The organism is Priestia sp. 40 (assembly GCF_049368575.1).
In the GTDB taxonomy this organism is placed as follows: domain Bacteria; phylum Bacillota; class Bacilli; order Bacillales; family Bacillaceae_H; genus Priestia; species Priestia zanthoxyli.
The window spans coordinates 222,388-236,413 of record NZ_JBMPZA010000026.1 but is presented as its reverse complement, the minus strand read 5'-3'; the positions used below and the strand labels follow the sequence as shown (position 1 = coordinate 236,413).

General features: G+C 40.0%; 12 protein-coding genes and 3 other annotated features. Of the genes, 11 read left to right on the top strand and 1 reads right to left on the bottom strand.

Going from position 1 to position 14,026, the window contains the following annotated elements:
* The first annotated feature begins 450 nt into the window (after positions 1 to 450).
* Both ACO1DI_RS27400 and ACO1DI_RS27395 read left to right on the top strand, forming a co-directional pair.
* Positions 451 to 1,626: a peptidoglycan-binding protein gene (locus ACO1DI_RS27400; RefSeq protein WP_182420928.1), complete on the top strand. Its 1,176-nt coding sequence runs from the start codon at positions 451 to 453 to the stop codon at positions 1,624 to 1,626.
* A 124-nt stretch (positions 1,627 to 1,750) separates the two neighbouring features.
* Positions 1,751 to 2,065, top strand: coding sequence for an MTH1187 family thiamine-binding protein (locus ACO1DI_RS27395; RefSeq protein WP_014459445.1), 315 nt, complete (start codon positions 1,751 to 1,753; stop codon positions 2,063 to 2,065).
* Positions 2,066 to 2,130: 65 nt separating this feature from the next.
* Here ACO1DI_RS27395 and ACO1DI_RS27390 read toward each other — a convergent pair whose 3' ends face one another.
* Positions 2,131 to 3,714 carry a PucR family transcriptional regulator gene (locus tag ACO1DI_RS27390; protein WP_423145776.1) on the bottom strand — a complete coding sequence of 528 codons (1,584 nt, stop codon included), beginning with the start codon at positions 3,712 to 3,714 and terminating at the stop codon, positions 2,131 to 2,133.
* A 306-nt stretch (positions 3,715 to 4,020) separates the two neighbouring features.
* Here ACO1DI_RS27390 and allC point away from each other — a divergent pair, with 306 nt between their 5' ends.
* The 9 genes from allC to ACO1DI_RS27345 all read left to right on the top strand — a co-directional run bounded on the left by allC (position 4,021) and on the right by ACO1DI_RS27345 (position 14,018).
* Positions 4,021 to 5,262 (top strand): allantoate deiminase, encoded by a 1,242-nt coding sequence (gene allC, locus ACO1DI_RS27385; RefSeq protein WP_226555592.1) that lies wholly within the window; start codon positions 4,021 to 4,023, stop codon positions 5,260 to 5,262.
* Positions 5,263 to 5,274: 12 nt separating this feature from the next.
* A complete protein-coding gene (locus ACO1DI_RS27380) occupies positions 5,275 to 6,525 on the top strand; it encodes a pyridoxal-phosphate-dependent aminotransferase family protein (RefSeq protein WP_423145775.1) in 1,251 nt (416 codons plus the stop codon).
* Positions 6,526 to 6,568: 43 nt separating this feature from the next.
* Positions 6,569 to 8,179: a gamma-glutamyltransferase gene (gene ggt, locus ACO1DI_RS27375; protein WP_115654275.1), complete on the top strand. Its 1,611-nt coding sequence runs from the start codon at positions 6,569 to 6,571 to the stop codon at positions 8,177 to 8,179.
* A gap of 24 nt (positions 8,180 to 8,203) precedes the next feature.
* Complete coding sequence (locus ACO1DI_RS27370; protein ID WP_423145774.1) at positions 8,204 to 8,788, top strand: chromate transporter; 585 nt, start codon at positions 8,204 to 8,206, stop codon at positions 8,786 to 8,788.
* Positions 8,785 to 9,315, top strand: a complete 531-nt coding sequence (locus tag ACO1DI_RS27365) for a chromate transporter (RefSeq protein WP_115654274.1) — start codon at positions 8,785 to 8,787, stop codon at positions 9,313 to 9,315. The genes ACO1DI_RS27370 and ACO1DI_RS27365 overlap by 4 nt, the downstream gene beginning before the upstream one ends.
* Before the next feature lie 60 nt (positions 9,316 to 9,375).
* Positions 9,376 to 9,834 carry a GNAT family N-acetyltransferase gene (locus ACO1DI_RS27360; RefSeq protein ID WP_371905991.1) on the top strand — a complete coding sequence of 153 codons (459 nt, stop codon included), beginning with the start codon at positions 9,376 to 9,378 and terminating at the stop codon, positions 9,832 to 9,834.
* Positions 9,835 to 10,034: 200 nt separating this feature from the next.
* Positions 10,035 to 10,240, top strand: a binding site (T-box leader).
* 70 nt (positions 10,241 to 10,310) lie between these two features.
* Positions 10,311 to 10,517: a binding site (T-box leader), on the top strand.
* Positions 10,518 to 10,643: 126 nt separating this feature from the next.
* Positions 10,644 to 11,717, top strand: coding sequence for a bifunctional 3-deoxy-7-phosphoheptulonate synthase/chorismate mutase (locus tag ACO1DI_RS27355; protein WP_013057698.1), 1,074 nt, complete (start codon positions 10,644 to 10,646; stop codon positions 11,715 to 11,717).
* A 6-nt stretch (positions 11,718 to 11,723) separates the two neighbouring features.
* Positions 11,724 to 11,924 (top strand) — a binding site (T-box leader).
* 49 nt (positions 11,925 to 11,973) lie between these two features.
* Positions 11,974 to 13,140, top strand: coding sequence for a chorismate synthase (gene aroC, locus ACO1DI_RS27350; RefSeq protein WP_013057697.1), 1,167 nt, complete (start codon positions 11,974 to 11,976; stop codon positions 13,138 to 13,140).
* 20 nt (positions 13,141 to 13,160) lie between these two features.
* Positions 13,161 to 14,018 carry a prephenate dehydrogenase gene (locus ACO1DI_RS27345; protein ID WP_140451410.1) on the top strand — a complete coding sequence of 286 codons (858 nt, stop codon included), beginning with the start codon at positions 13,161 to 13,163 and terminating at the stop codon, positions 14,016 to 14,018.
* Positions 14,019 to 14,026: the final 8 nt, after the last annotated feature.

Sequence of the window (14,026 nt, the reverse complement as noted above, 5' to 3'; positions counted from 1 at the left end):
AAATAATCCTCCTTGTTTCAAACATAACAAGACTATTTTTTTCAGCCTTCGCTTTTTTATTCATTAATATGGAAATAATATAAATTTTTAGAAGAAAACTGTTTTACTAAAGAGGGGAACAAATCCGCTAAACGAATAAATTTTAAAAAAGTTTCACATTTCAAAAAAAAATAAATTGTTTTTTTTGAAATATAAAGATAATGTTACGGGTGATTTTTTACCTATTATTAGTGTAGGAAAAGGAATAAAATTGGAATATATTAGCTTTTTTGTCGAACTTATTAAGTGTTAAACGACAAGAAACTACGACAATATACACCATACAGCTATGCTTCTGTCGTTTCCTGTAACATAAATGTAATATTAGTGATGTTATTTTGTAATAATGTGTTGTTACAATGTAAACGTCTTATAGATTAGTAGATTATGGCATTGGAGGAACCTTTTTTTATGAAAAAGTTGATATATTCGTTAGCGTTATGTGGATCTTTAACAGTAGTACCTACAATTAGTGAAGCTGCTTTAGGAGATGCTACGCTGCACCCAGGAACAAGTAATTCAGATGTGAAAGAATTACAACAAAAATTAAAAAACAAAGGTTATTTTACATACGGTACAACAACAAACTATTACGGTTCAATCACGACTAGCGCAGTAAAGTCGTTTCAGCGTGCAAATGGCTTATCTGCAGATGGTATTGCAGGTCCATCTACATTTAATAAGCTGCTAGGAAGCGGAAGCTCATCAAGTTCATCAATTAGCTCAAGTTCATTGCTGCGCGTTGGTTCAACTGGAGCAAACGTACAATCTTTACAGCAGCAGCTAAAGAATAAAGGCTATTTTAAAGGAACTACAACTCAATACTTCGGTTCAATTACAAAAAATGCAGTAATGGCATTTCAACGTGCAAACGGACTGTCTGTGGACGGAATTGCAGGTCCAGCTACGTTAAGTAAATTAAAGAATGGCGGTTCTAGCGCTTCAACTGGTGGTTCTAGCTCTAGCAACTCAACTATTTTACGTCAAGGTATGAAAGGTTCAGCAGTAAGCAGCCTTCAGCAAAAACTAAAAAATAAAGGTTACTTCTCAGCTGGTGTAACAGGCTACTTTGGCTCAATTACAACAAGTGCAGTAAAATCATTTCAACGTGCAAATGGTTTATTAGTAGACGGAGAAGCGGGTCCAGATACGCTGAATAAATTAAATTCAAGCAGCTCTAGCAGCTCAAAACCTTCAACATCAACAGGAAGCAGCACAAGCTCAAGCTCTGCTTCAAAAGTTATTTCATATGGTAAACGTTTTATGGGAACACCTTATGTTTGGGGTGGGGCTGCGCCTGGAGGCTTTGATTGCAGTGGTTACCTTAACTATGTATATCGCAATGCAGTAGGTGTAAGTCTTCCTCGTACAGTTGCTAGCATCTATCAAACTGGTACGCGTGTAAGCTCACCTCAGCCTGGCGATATCGTTTTCTTTGAAACGTACCAACCAGGAGCTAGTCATGCTGGAATTTATATTGGAAACGGTCAATTCATGCACGCAGGCTCTTCAACAGGCGTGACAATCACATCACTAAGCAACTCTTACTGGTCAAAACGTTACTTAGGAGCAAAGCGTTACCTATAAGAGTGTAACAAAAAGGAGTAGTTGTAGAACTATTCCTTTTTTCTATGCACCATAAACGTAAAAGTAGGAAATTTTTGTGCCGTTTGGTATGATAATTAGGGAATAAACAAAAGGAGTGTATAACATGGCTATTGTAGATGTAACCATTATTCCGGTTGGTACGGAAACGCCAAGCGTGAGTCAGTATGTAGCGGATATTCAAAAAGTGCTGGCCAAGCATGAAGATGAAATTACATATCAATTAACCCCTATGAATACATTGATTGAAGGGGAATTAAGCACGCTGCTAAAAATTGTTCAAGAGATGCATGAAGTACCTTTTGAAAATGGTATTCAGCGCGTATGTACAAATTTACGAATTGATGATCGCCGTGATAAAGAAAATCATACGATGGCTGGGAAATTACAATCAGTACAGTCTAAATTAGAAGCGAACTAAATAATATGCACTATAATAAAAAACGCTTGAGTATCCACTCAGGCGTTTTTTTATTGTATTTATACTTAATTAGCGTGCACAAGAGAAAAAATTTGAAAAGCTACGCGCAGCCGAAGAGTTTCCTCCGACGTGTGAATAGGCCTTTTTAATAACTCTTCGCATTTTTCGATTCGATAGATCACCGTGTTCCGGTGAACGAATAACTGTTTAGCAGTCTCTGAGATTTGGCAATTGGAATTTAGATATGTTTCCAGCGTGTCAAGTAAGATGGAGCGATCTTTCTTATCGTACTGCAGCAAACCTTCTAATGTTTGAGAATAGTAATCCTGTAAATCGTTTGCTGGAAGCAACCTCAGCAGTTCTTTAAACTGTTTTGGCTGATAAAATTGAATAAGCTTCGACTGATCTTTAAAATGGATGGTTTCAAGAGCTTCAACAGCTTCTTTATATGAGTCAGCGATTGTAAGTAGGGATTGGCTTTGGTTTCCAATTCCAAATGACATTCGCTTATCGTAGTGACGGTAAACAGCTTCCTGCAAGCGATGCAAGCATTCTATAATCATAGGTTGAGAATGAGGTGTAAACAAAAGAATATAAAGATTGTCATAGAAAAACAAAATGGCCTCTGTATGACCTGTAGATAACTCATATTGAAGGAGCTCATAGATCATATCATCATCGCTGTAAGGCGTGAATGTAGAGTGGATTTTCCCAACGGCGCAAATATAGCTGTTTCCTGCTGATAAGCCCATCATCTGTGCTTGAAAGGAAGCATCTTCAAGCGTTTTATAATAATTGTTAACGAGCTGATTGAAAAAATCATTTTTTCGTCGTCGTTCAGCTTCATACAAAGCCTGCTGTCTCATCATTTCGAAGGATAAAACGTTTGTCGCTTGTTCAATCGTTAGGAGCGCTGAATTGGATAAAGAAACTTGGTGTTCAATAAGTAAATAACTGTACTTTCTTGTATGAGTAGCAATCGGAAAAAGCGTAACGGTTTTTTTAGTGTGTAAAAAGGAAAAGGTTGTATATTTTGACGTTCGTAAAAACAACTGCTTAGCGCCCGCTACCGCTTCTTCCATCGGGAGTGAAAAAGGTTCGCGTTTGTTTGTATAAAAGAGTTCATGGCCATGGGTATCAAAAAGGGCAACGTGAGCATTGCATAACGTTTGAATAGATTGCATAATTTTCTCAATGCCTTTTCCTTGTAAGATGTACGAGGAAAATAGCTGATGTGTAACCATCGCTTGCTGAAGCTCAGCTGTTTTTTTATCTAAAATAAAGCTGAGAGATTGGTTAATAACCGCGCCTAACGTTTCGTCCGTTTGGAAATCAATGATTGGAAAGTGAAGTTCATCAGCTAGCTGACAAATAGAAGCAGGCACGTGTTCGAAAAAGCGCTTTGTTTTGATGGCCAATCCTGCACACTTCTTTTTAGCCATTCCTTCTACAAGTTTTGCTAAGCTTTCTTCATGTTCTTTGAAATGATAACCCGTTGTAATTAAAAATTCTCCTTCTTTTAAAAAAGATAAAATATCGGGTGCGTCCATCATATTGACGTTATGTACTTTGCGGGTGACTCCTTTTTGCCCGGCTACTACAGATGCTTTTTCATAAATTGGAATGCGTAAAAGAGTTTGTAGTTCCATTATTCATTACTCCTTTTGTTAAAAATTCTCACATTTCCCTGCGCATATCTTTATCTATCTTTTATTTTATAAGAAAGTTTAGTTAAAATAAATAAAATTTTCAGAAAAAAATGTATAAATTGTTAATGAAGAAGTGTATTTAATCCTGTAAGATAAAATAAATAACATATAATGTTAGAAAAAATGACGTATATAAAATTTTACGCATTTAGCGATAATAGCCAAAAAAACACTAAATCATTGTAGGAAGTGTCAATGAAAACAATCAGTCATTTTCTTAAAATGAAGATAGCAGGAGGGATAGCAATGGTTGCAGATATGACGGGAAAATCTAAGCTTTGTCAGCAAATCGAAGAAAACATTAGCTGGTTGTCGCAGTTTGGGTTAGATGAAAAAGAAGGCGTCACGAGGCTTTTATATACGGAACAGTGGAATGCAGCTCAAAAAGCATTGGAAGAAAAAATGAAGGGACTTCACCTCAAAACGTATTACGATGATGTAGGAAATTTATTTGGACGGTTGCAAGGAACGGGTTCAGAACAACAAGTGATTTTAACAGGATCCCATATCGACACCGTGATAAACGGAGGAAAATATGACGGGGCATTTGGTGTTGTGGCAGGTATCATTGCTCTGCAGTACCTATATGCGCATTACGGCTCCCCTACAAAAACCTTAGAGGTCGTATCGCTTTGTGAAGAAGAAGGTAGCAGATTTCCGCTGACGTATTGGGGTTCAGGTAATATGAATGGATTGCACAGCAAAAGTGATGCAAAACATGTTATAAATAAAGAAGGGGTTAAGCTGAATGACGCAATGAAACAGCTCAATTTCGGAGAAGGCCTCCACAGCGAGCCATACCGCACGGACATCGCTTCTTTTATTGAACTGCATATCGAGCAAGGAAAGCAGCTTGAAATGTCTCGTTGCGATATCGGAATTGTTTCTAGTATCGTCGGGCAGAAACGATTTACAGTATCTGTTAAAGGTGAAAGTAACCATGCGGGCACAACCCCGATGAACATCAGAAAAGATGCATTTTATTTGAGTTGCAAACTCGCTAAAGCATTTATTGAATTAAGCGAAAAATATCATAACGCTTTATACGTAACGGTTGGCAAAATTACACTTTCTCCAAATGCACCGAATGTAATACCAGGATATGTAGAATTTACGGTCGATATAAGACATCATGAGTATGAGGTTTTACAAGAAGCAGAACAAGAAATGAAGGAAATTATAAAGCGAACAGCGGGGGATTTAGAAGTGAATATCAACTGCTGGATGGATGAAAAACCTGTAGCCATGAGCAAGGAATTATCTGAACTTTCCAAAATTATTTCCTCGGAAAAGAATATCTCCTCACGAGAATTAGTAAGCGGTGCAGGACACGACTCGCAAGTATTCGGGCGAAGAGTTCCCACATGTTTGTTATTCGTACCGAGCCAAGATGGAATCAGCCATTCCCCAAAGGAATTCACCAAAGGAGAACAGTTAGAAAAAGGAGTAAAGGTCTTAATAGAACTATTATATAAACTTGCCTACTAGGAGGAATTTGACATGACTATAACAAAACAGCTTCATACACCGCCGCGTACGATTATGACACCCGGACCCGTAGAAGCAGATCCACGCGTCTTAAGAGCATTAGGAACACCTATTTTAGGTCAGTTTGACCCCGCATTTACGCACATTATGAACGAAACGATGGAAATGCTTCGTGAACTATTTCAAACCAAAAACAAATGGGCTTTTCCCGTCGATGGAACGTCTAGAGCTGGGATTGAAGCAGTTCTTGCAAGTGTAATTGAGCCTGGCGATAAAGTATTCGTCCCTATTTTCGGCCGCTTCGGCTATTTATTAACAGAAATTGCCGAGCGCTACGGAGCTGTTGTACACAATATTGAATGCGAATGGGGAGAAGTGTTTGACCCTGAAACAGTTATCCATGAAATTAAAAAAATAAATCCGAAAATTGTTGCAATGGTTCATGGTGAAACGTCTACAGGAAGAATGCAGCCTCTTAAAGAAATTGGAGCTGCATGCCGCAACCAAGATGTTTTATTTATCGTCGACGCAGTAGCCACTATTGGCGGTACGGATGTAAAAGTAGATGAGTGGAACATTGACGCATTGATTGCAGGCACACAAAAGTGTTTATCTGTTCCGTCGGGTATGGCGCCTATTACGTACAATGATCGTATTGAAAAAATTATCATGGAACGTAAAAAAGTTGAAAAAGGAATTGCCACAAAAGCGGATGCCGAAACTGTTCGTCTGCGTCCGAATATTATCAGCAACTATTTCGATTTAAGTCAGCTTCAAGACTATTGGAGTGAGCGCAGGCTAAATCATCACACGGAAGCAACGTCGATGCTCTATGCTTTAAGAGAAGGGCTGCGCGTTGTTTTAGAAGAAGGATTAGAGGAAAGATTTGCAAGGCATCGCCTCCATGAAAAAGCACTTGTAGCCGGTATTAAAGCAATGGGATTATCTTTATTCGGAGATGAGGATTCAAAAGTTCCAACCGTTACTTGTGTTTTAATTCCCCCAGGTATTGACGGAGAGGCAGTTCGTTCTACGCTTCTTGAACAATTCGGGATTGAAATTGCAAGTTCTTTTGGACCGATGCATGGAAAAATATGGCGTATCGGTACAATGGGATACAGCTGTCGAAAAGACAACGTTCTATTTACATTGGCTGGTCTTGAAGCAGTGCTTATTCGAAACGGGGCAGGCGTGAATGCAGGTGCTGCTTTGCAAGCAGCATTAGAAGTTTACGAGGAAGAGGTAGCGTTGTCTAGTCTGTAAAGATTCGTTTTATTCATCATATAAAGAAAAGAGGAGATTTTCTATGAGCGAATACTTTTTTACACACCCCTATGCATCGCAGCGTACGTGTACGTTTGGAAAAAACGGAATGGTAGCAACTAGTCAGCCTCTTGCCGCTCAAGCGGGTCTTGAAATGTTGAAAAAAGGAGGCAATGCGGTAGATGCTGCTATTGCCTCCGCGGCTTGTTTAACGGTTGTAGAGCCTACGTCAAATGGAATTGGCGGAGACGCATTTGCTCTTGTGTGGATAAATGAAGAGCTATACGGACTCAACGCGAGCGGTCCTGCTCCTGCTTCTATCTCTATTGAGGCGCTGCGTGCCATGGGGATAAAAGAGATGCCCGCTCGCGGTTTTGTTCCTGTTACGGTCCCAGGTGCCCCGAGTGCGTGGGCGGAGCTGTCAAAACGCTTTGGCCGGTTATCGTTAAAAGAAGTGCTGCAGCCTGCTATTTCATATGCACAAGAAGGGTTCCCAATCTCCCCGATTTTAGGGTACAATTGGGAACGAGCGTTTGAACGATTTACACACGCATTAAAAGGTGACGAATATAAGCACTGGTTTGAGACATTTACCAACAATGGATCTGCTCCTAAAGTAGGGGAAATGTGGCGATCACCAGACCACGCTGCTACGCTGCTTGAAATTGCCGAAACGAATGGAGAATCTTTTTACAGAGGGGATTTAGCTGATAAAATAGCAGCTTTTTCGAAAAAACACGGCGGATTTTTAGCAAAAGAAGATTTAGCAGCTTTTAAAGCAGAGTGGGTAAAGCCGATTTCAACTTCTTACCGAGGATACGATGTGTGGGAAATTCCGCCTAACGGCCAAGGCCTTATTGCACTTTTAGCTTTAAATACGCTAAAAGGCTTTTCTTTCGATGCCAAAGATTCTGTCGATACATACCACAAGCAAATTGAAGCCATGAAGCTAGCGTTTGCAGATGGACAAAAATTCATTACAGATGCTGATCAAATGACAGTAGCAGTTGAAGATTTGTTGAATGATTCTTATGCAAACAAGCGCAGAGGGCTGATTGGTGAAAAAGCGCTTATTCCCGAAGCGGGACAGCCGTCTCATAGCGGCACCATCTATTTAGCGACAGCCGATGGAGAAGGAAACATGGTATCATTCATTCAAAGTAATTACATGGATTTTGGCTCAGGACTTGTTGTACCTAATACGGGCATATGCCTGCAAAACCGCGGGCATAATTTTTCGTTAGACCCACAGCACCATAACCGATTAGAGCCTGGAAAACGAACCTATCATACCATTATTCCTGGATTTTTAACAAAGAATAAAAGTGCTGTAGGTCCATTCGGTGTAATGGGCAAATTTATGCAGCCTCAAGGACATGTGCAAGTCGTCATGAATATGATTGATTTTCATCTAAATCCTCAGGCAGCTTTAGATGCACCAAGATGGCAGTGGATTGAACATAAAAAGGTTCTTGTGGAAAAAGAAATGCCTTCACATATTGTAGAAGCATTAGAACGCAAAGGGCATGATATTCATGTGGCTACGAGCAGACATACGTTTGGAAGAGGGCAGATTATTTTAAGAGATGAACAAACCGGTGTATTATACGGCGGCACAGAAGCGCGAACAGACGGAGCCGTCGTTGCTTATTAGATCACAGAGAAAGGAGCGCGAGAAATGCGACAATTGGATATTTTTATAGCGTTTTTTCGCTCAGGTATGCTCGGCTACGGAGGAGGACCTTCAGCTATTCCACTCGTAAAAAAAGAAGTGGTCGATACGTACAAGTGGATGGATGACGATGAATTTGGCGATTTGTTAGCAATCGCCAATACGCTGCCTGGGCCTATTGCTACAAAGCTGGCTGGATATATCGGCTATCGAGTCGGCGGTATTTTGGGTCTCGGGACAGCTTTATTTGCAGCCGTTATTCCAACCGTTTTTTTAATGGTATTGCTGTTAACCACTTTAACGCAATTTAAAGATCAGCCGTGGGTTATGGGCATGACCAAAGCAGTTGTTCCTGTAGTGGGAGTTATGCTCGCGGTTATGACAAGGGACTTTTTTAAAAAATCAACGTCTGGTTTAGGGTGGACGCCAGCTATTATCTTACTGATTATTAGCTTAGGATTAATGGAATTTGCCCATATCCATCCAGCGGTCATTATTATTGTTCTTATGGCGGCAGCTTGGATTCCGCTAAGACGAAAAGGAAAAAAAGGCGAAAGTGCTGAACACAAGCAGAAGAGGGAATCGGTATGATTTATATTCAGCTATTTATGGCGTTTTTTGTTTCAAATATTTTAGGCTATGGAGGAGGACCTGCGTCGATTCCGCTTATTCAAAAAGAAGTCGTAGATCGCTATCATTGGCTTACGGTCAAAGAGTTTAGTGAAATGCTGGCAATTGGAAATGCGCTTCCTGGTCCAATTGCAACAAAAATGGCGGGGTTTATCGGATATCAGCAGGCAGGGATTTTAGGCTCTGTGATTGCTCTTTTTGCAACGATTGCTCCATCGGTTTTACTTTTAGTTATTTTACTTCGAATATTATTTAAGTATAAAGATTCGCCAAATGTTAAGAAAATGACGAACTACATTCGTCCCGTTATCGCCATTTTACTGGGTTTGATGGCGTATGAATTTTTTATGAATTCATACAGTGATTCAGGTATATGGCAAACTTTATTTTTAGTAGCAGCCAGCTTTCTTTTATTGGAAAAATTGCGTGTGCATCCAGCGTTCGTTATTGTCGGAGCACTCGTATACGGAGCTGTTTTTCTTGCTTAAATGAAGCTCTCAAATAATGAGAGTTTTTTTTGTGTAAAAGAGACGAAAAGAGGGGAATTCATGGTTGAAAAAGCGGCGCTAGAAAACGTTCAGGATTTGGTTAAATTGCGAATGTTGCTCATGAAAGAACTGGGAGAATTAAACGGGAACGAGGAGCTGTTTCAAAAAGCTACAGAAGAATATTTTACTGCAAATATAAATAATCCAAATAGCTATACGGCTATTTTAAAAGCGGATGGAGAAATTGTATCGGCAGGAAGCATCGTCTTTTTTATACGTCCGCCTTCACCGAGTAACCTCCAAGGAAAAGAAGCATATGTTATGAACATGTATACAGCTTTTGATTACCGAAAGCATGGCTATTCTTCAGCTATTTTAAAGCATTTGATGCAGTACTGCCAAAAAAGTGGTGTAAATCGAATATGGTTAAATGCTTCTTCCGCTGGAAAAAGCTTGTATCAAAAACATGGATTTATTGAATGTGAATCTGAAATGGAATACGTGTTTGAAAAAAATTAGAGTAGCAAAACTCTTGATAGAGATGGGTTTGAAGGAGCTATGGTTTTAAAAAAATAAAAAAAATTAATAAAAAGTGTTGACGAAGATAAAAAAACCATTCATAATACAAATCAACATCACACAACATTACACACAACTTGGAAGCGACAAACAGTTTCAAACGATCGGAACTGATTATCCAAGTACACATACATAGTCAATACTGAGCGTTGATAGGAGCACTAGTAGAAAAAATTTCCCTGTAACAGAGAGCTGACGGTTGCTGCGAGTCAGAACACAAATTTTTTCGAAGTACATTCCTTGAGCATCTTTTCCGAGCAGGAAAAGACGGCCTGGCCGTTATTTTAATGAAGAGGCAAGTGAAATGCTTGCAACTAGGGTGGTACCGCGAATTTTCGTCCCTACTGACTCTTAAGAAAAATCTTAAGGGTGAGTAGGGACTTTTTGTATTTCGGTCCATTATAATTTTATATCCATTACAAGCGATGAAAAGAGCATAGTAGCAAAATCTTCCCTGTATTCAGAGAGCTGATGGTTGGTGCGAATCAGTACAAAAGAGATTGCGAATTACATTCTTGGAGCTTTCTTTTGGCGATAGTCAAAAGCGGCAATAGCCGTTATCTTAATGAAGAGGCAAGCAATGCTTGCAATTAGGGTGGTACCGCGATCAATTCGTCCCTACTGATACAATCAGTAGGGACTTTTTGTATATCCGCATAAGCGGCTGTGTAGGTGTAAAACGGATTTTTCAATACAAACTAAACGAGAAAGTCCGTTCGAGGTTATAAAATCAAAGGAGGATTTTTAAAATGACAAAATCACTAGAACAATTACGAGGACAAATCGACGAAATAAATTTAGAAATTTTAGAATTATTAAACAAACGCGGTGAAATCGCACAAGAAATTGGAAAAGTAAAAGGTACACAAGGTGTGAATCGCTTCGATCCAGTTCGTGAACGTAAATCGTTAGATCAAATCTTAGCTAATCATAATGGCCCATTCGAAGCTTCAACAATTCAGCACATTTTCAAAGAAATTTTCAAAGCTAGCTTAGAGCTTCAAGAAGACGATCACCGTAAAGCACTTCTTGTATCTCGTAAAAAGAAATCTGAAGATACAATTGTTGACATCAACGGTACAAAAGTAGGACCTGGAAATTTAGAATTTGTAATGGGACCATGTGCAGTAGAAAGCTACGAGCAAGTAAAAGAAGTGGGCTTAGCGCTTAAAGAACAAGGGATTACATTAATGCGCGGCGGAGCGTTCAAACCACGTACATCACCTTACGATTTCCAAGGTCTTGGAGTGGAAGGATTAAAAATCTTACGTCAAGTAGGAGATGAGCTAGGCCTATCAATTATTAGTGAAATTGTTTCTCCTCAAGATATTGAAACGGCTCTAGACTACGTAGATGTGATTCAAATTGGTGCACGTAACATGCAAAACTTTGAGCTATTAAAAGCAGCAGGTTCTGTAGACAAACCAATTCTTTTAAAACGCGGATTGGCAGCAACAATTGAAGAATTCATTAACGCTGCTGAATACATTATGTCTCGCGGAAATGGAAACATTATTCTTTGTGAACGCGGTATCCGCACATACGAGCGTGCAACACGCAACACATTAGATATCTCAGCTGTTCCAATCTTGAAAAAAGAAACGCATTTACCAGTTGTAGTAGACGTAACGCATTCAACAGGACGCAAAGACTTACTATTACCATGTGCAAAAGCAGCGATTGCTATCGGCGCAGATGCTGTAATGGCAGAAGTTCATCCAGACCCAGCAGTAGCACTATCAGATTCAGCACAGCAAATGAACATTCCTGAATTCCACAAATTCATGGAAGAATTAAAAGGTGCAGCAGTAAAATTATCTTAATTTCATAGTGATACAGTGATAAGAAACTAGTAGCAAACATTTCCCTGTCTCAGAGAGCTGACGGTTGGTGGAAGTCAGTACACAAATGTGAGCGAATTACACTCTTTGAGTACTCTTTTACAGAGCGGTCAGCGGATCGTTAACAATTCGAGGTGGCAAGCAATGTTTGCAACTAGGGTGGTATCGCGAGAAAAACTCGTCCCTATGACGTGGGGGCGAGTTTTTTTATTTTTTATAACAGAAAGGAATCGATAATATGAGATATTTAACAGCAGGAGAATCGCACGGACCTCAATTAACAGCGATTATTGAAGGAGTACCGGCAGGGCTTGAATTAACAGCCGAACATATTAATGAAGATTTAGCAAGAAGACAAAAGGGACATGGGCGCGGACGCCGCATGCAGATTGAAAAAGATCAAGTTCAGATTAAAGGCGGGGTTCGCCACGGTGAGACGCTTGGTTCACCTATTGCTTTAGTGGTTGAAAACAAAGACTTTACTCACTGGAGAAATATTATGGGTGCTGATCCAGTTGATCATGATGAAGAAGTAAAGCGACAAATTACAAAGCCTCGTCCAGGTCACGCGGATTTAAATGGAGCGATTAAATACGGTCACAGAGATATGCGAAACGTATTGGAACGTTCATCTGCTCGTGAAACGACGGTAAGAGTAGCTACAGGGGCAGTTGCCAAACAAGTACTAAAAGCTGTAGGCGTAAATATTGCATGTCACGTGCTTGAAATCGGCGGTGTGAAAGCTGAAAAAACGGCATATGAGTCACTGACAGAACTTCAGGAAAAAACAGAAGCGTCACCTGTTCGCTGCTTAGATGAAGAAGCGGGACAGAAGATGATGAAAGCAATCGATGATGCAAAAGAAAATGGAGACAGCATTGGTGGCGTAGTGGAAGTAGTAGTAGAAGGAATGCCTACTGCAGTCGGAAGTTACGTGCACTATGATCGTAAGTTAGATTCAAAGCTAGCTGCTGCCATTATGAGCATTAACGCGTTTAAAGGTGTTGAAATTGGTGTAGGCTTTGAAGCAGCTCGCAGACCGGGAAGTGAAGTACATGATGAAATTTTATGGGATGAACAAAACGGCTATACGCGTAAAACGAACAATGCAGGAGGTTTAGAAGGAGGCATGACAACAGGGATGCCGATTGTTGTGCGAGGCGTCATGAAACCTATTCCTACCTTATATAAGCCGCTGCAAAGTGTAGATATTGATACAAAAGAGCCATTTGCTGCAAGTATTGAACGCTCTGATAGCTGTGCAGTACCGGCGGCAGCGGTTGTAGCAGAATCAGTGATCGCTTGGGAACTAGCATCTGCTATTATCGATCAGTTTGGGGCAGACCGAATTCAGTTAATTCAAGAAAATGTAAAAAAACACGAAGAATACGCAAAGCAATTTTAAAGAATAGAGGAGAATGAAAGGTGAAAACACGTGTATTACTTATTGGCGTTGGCCTTATTGGAGGATCATTAGCGCTAGCTATGAAGCAGCATCGTCACGTAACAGTCGTTGGAGCTGATATCAACACAAATGAAGTACAAGCAGCCAAACAGCTAGGTATCATTGATTATGTAGCTGAAGACATAAAAACAGAAGCAGCCCAAGCGGATTACATCGTGCTTGCTACTCCAGTAGAGTACACGACAGCATGGATACACGACCTTTCTACTTGGAAGCTTAAAGAAACGGTTATCGTAACGGATGTCGGAAGTACCAAAGGTGAAATTATGAAAGCAGCCCAAGTGCTGAATAAGAAACGTATTTCATTTATTGGCGGGCATCCGATGGCTGGTTCTCACACAAGCGGTGCAGTCAATGCACGAGCGGATTTATTTTGTTCGGCGCGCTATATTTTAACGCCGTTTGAAAATGAGCAAAAAGAAAAAATAGATGCGCTTATGTATTTGCTAGAGCCTACGGGTGCACAATTTGTACCGCTTGATGCAGCTACTCATGACCAAATCACCGGAGTTGTCAGTCATTTACCTCATGTGATTGCGACCAGTCTTGTAAGACAAGTAAAAGGATATTCAGCACAGAATCATCTTGTCACAGAAATGGCAGCAGGCGGTTTTCGAGATATTACGAGAATTGCTTCAAGCAACCCTCATATGTGGAGAGATATACTAAAACAAAATCGTTCTATGCTTTTAACATTGCTTGATGACTGGATGAAAGAAATGGAACAAGTAAAACTATTAGTAGAAAAAGGTGACGGTCACGAATTATTTGATTACTTTTCAGATGCCAAAGAATTTCGTGATTCGCTTCACGCATAAAAGGAGAG

Coding starts and splice junctions, on each gene's coding strand:
- aroC (WP_013057697.1), top strand. CDS start 11,974: ATGAGATATTTAACAGCAGGAGAATCGCACGGACCTCAATTAACAGCG.
- ACO1DI_RS27355 (WP_013057698.1), top strand. CDS start 10,644: ATGACAAAATCACTAGAACAATTACGAGGACAAATCGACGAAATAAAT.
- ACO1DI_RS27380 (WP_423145775.1), top strand. CDS start 5,275: ATGACTATAACAAAACAGCTTCATACACCGCCGCGTACGATTATGACA.
- ACO1DI_RS27370 (WP_423145774.1), top strand. CDS start 8,204: ATGCGACAATTGGATATTTTTATAGCGTTTTTTCGCTCAGGTATGCTC.
- ACO1DI_RS27400 (WP_182420928.1), top strand. CDS start 451: ATGAAAAAGTTGATATATTCGTTAGCGTTATGTGGATCTTTAACAGTA.
- ACO1DI_RS27360 (WP_371905991.1), top strand. CDS start 9,376: ATGGTTGAAAAAGCGGCGCTAGAAAACGTTCAGGATTTGGTTAAATTG.
- allC (WP_226555592.1), top strand. CDS start 4,021: ATGGTTGCAGATATGACGGGAAAATCTAAGCTTTGTCAGCAAATCGAA.
- ggt (WP_115654275.1), top strand. CDS start 6,569: ATGAGCGAATACTTTTTTACACACCCCTATGCATCGCAGCGTACGTGT.
- ACO1DI_RS27365 (WP_115654274.1), top strand. CDS start 8,785: ATGATTTATATTCAGCTATTTATGGCGTTTTTTGTTTCAAATATTTTA.
- ACO1DI_RS27390 (WP_423145776.1), bottom strand. CDS start 3,714: ATGGAACTACAAACTCTTTTACGCATTCCAATTTATGAAAAAGCATCT.
- ACO1DI_RS27395 (WP_014459445.1), top strand. CDS start 1,751: ATGGCTATTGTAGATGTAACCATTATTCCGGTTGGTACGGAAACGCCA.